2 protein-coding genes and 1 riboswitch are annotated in these 2036 nt (G+C 71.0%); of the genes, one reads left to right on the top strand and one right to left on the bottom strand.

What is annotated here, in order from left to right; translation table 11 throughout:
- Window positions 1-115 precede the first annotated feature (115 nt).
- Window positions 116-264, bottom strand: a riboswitch (cyclic di-AMP (ydaO/yuaA leader).
- A gap of 80 nt (window positions 265-344) precedes the next feature.
- A complete protein-coding gene (locus tag G6020_RS15045; RefSeq protein WP_182611175.1) occupies window positions 345-563 on the bottom strand; it encodes a hypothetical protein in 219 nt (72 codons plus the stop codon).
- Between the two features lie 180 nt (window positions 564-743).
- Between G6020_RS15045 and G6020_RS15050 the strand changes: the two genes are divergently transcribed.
- A partial coding sequence (locus G6020_RS15050; protein WP_182611176.1) for an exonuclease domain-containing protein occupies window positions 744-2036 on the top strand: 1293 nt, incomplete at its 3' end.

Here is a 2036-nt window from a genome sequence, read left to right on the forward strand (position 1 = left end):
GGCCGCGGTCCCGGCGCCGGCGATGGCGGCTCCGGCCGCGAGCAGTCCTGCGGTGGCGACACGACGCCCGGTCGAGTTGGCCTTGATGCTGTGGGCTCCCACGAGAGTGATTTCCTCTTTCTTCCTGGACACCGACCGGGTTAGCTGACGGGTTCGGACACGGAAGTCTGTCCTACGCCCGGACCTCTCGGCCCTCGGGCGATTCACCCCAGTGGAACGTGGTTCCCCGGTGCACCGTGGTTGGCGCTTTGGTGGTGACCCCGGCCCCCCACCGGCGGGCGGGTGATGACTTCCGAGGTCTCGAAAAGGTTACGAAACCATCTCGTCGAAGTCCAGTCCATCCGCTAGGCGGCCGTCTCCGAGGCCATGATCTCGACCGTCGAGACCATTCCGAGCTCCATGAGCACCTCGATCGCCGAACGCACCTCCGGCTCCAGGACGTACCCACACGACTCCTCGGAAAGCGCGTCCACCTGCGACTCTCCGGCCAGGAGCACCGAGACGACGCAGTCCTCACACCGGCGCGGGCGGGCCGGGCACCGTGAGCAGTCCATCGAGAACATGATCTACATCACACTCCGTCCTGGGCGTGTTGCCCATTCGTTACCGGGCCGCGATCTACGGCTCGAGGCCGACCGTAACGGCGGGGTACGACATCCCCCTCCGCGGCGGCGGGCCGCACCCGGCCTCCGCCACGACCGTCCGCCCCGCCACTGTCGGACCGGGTCGCTACCGTCGGCACCATGCCCACTCCCCCGACGCGAGAGCCGGTCCGCACGCCCGGGCCCCAGGGGGTCCAGGCGGCGTTCGACGAACTCGAACCGATGCTCTCCGAGGTGACGTTCGTCGTGGTCGACCTGGAGACCACCGGCACCCGACCGGGGACGGACGAGATCACCGAGATCGGCGCGGTCCGCGTACGGGGCGGCGAGGTCCGGGCTGAGCTGTCCACGTTCGTCGCCATCGACGGTGCCCTGCCGGGGCACATCAGCAGGCTCACCGGTATCGACCCCGGCAACCTCGTCGGGGCGCCCACCCTCGGAGAGGTGATGGCGACGTTCCTGGAGTTCTCCCGCGGCGCCGTCCTGGTCGCCCACAACGCCCGGTTCGACCTCGGTTTCCTCCGGGCGGCTGCCGTCTCCACCGACCATCAGTGGCCGGATCCCCCGTCGATCTGCACGCTCGCCCTGGCACGTCGGATTCTCCACCGTGGCGAGACCCGCGGACACCGTCTCGGTGAACTCGCCGCCCATCTGGGATCCACCGTCGAGCCCAACCACCGGGCGCTCCAGGACGCCCGCGCCACCGTCGACGTCCTCCACGCCCTGATCTCCAGGGTCGGGGACTGCGGGGTGGCCACCCTCACCGAGCTCCGGTCGTACGACGGCCGCCTCGCCCCCGAGGTACTGCGCCGCGCCGCGCTGACCGAAGCGCTCACCACCGGTCCCGGCGTCTACCTCTTCCGTGACGGGTCGGGGGGCGCCCTGTACGTGGGGTCATCCGTGTCGGTGCGGCGGAGGGCCCGTTCCTACTATTCCGGAGCCGACTCGCGCAGCAGGATGCGCACGATGGTCGGGCTGGCCGCGAGTGTCGAGTCGGTGCCCTGTGCGCACCTCCTGGAGGCGTGGACCGTCGAGGAGCGGCTCATCGATTCCCTGCAACCGCCATACAACCGGCGCTCGCGGAGTCCCCGTCGCGGGTGGTGGCTCTCCCCACCCTCCGGGCGCGCGATCCGTGGACAGGTCACCCGCACACCGGAGCACCCGTCCGCCCTCGGCCCGTTCCGGAGATCCGAGGACGCCAGGTCGGCGTGGCTGGACCTCGTCGAGACCCTCGGTTCCCCGCCCGACGCGGAGGACTGGGAGGCGCTGGTCGCCGGCCGGAGCTCCGCGACCGTCAGGGCGATGGTCGACCAGATCGACGCGATCGCGGCGGGCGGAGCGTTCGAGCGCGCGGCCCGGTTGCGCGATCGCACGGCGACGCTCGTCCGGATCCTCACCCGGCAACAGGAGCTCGCCGCCACCGCCGGCCTGCCC

Origin of the sequence: Dietzia sp. B19 (assembly GCF_014145155.1) — a bacterium.
Taxonomy (GTDB): domain Bacteria; phylum Actinomycetota; class Actinomycetes; order Mycobacteriales; family Mycobacteriaceae; genus Dietzia; species Dietzia natronolimnaea.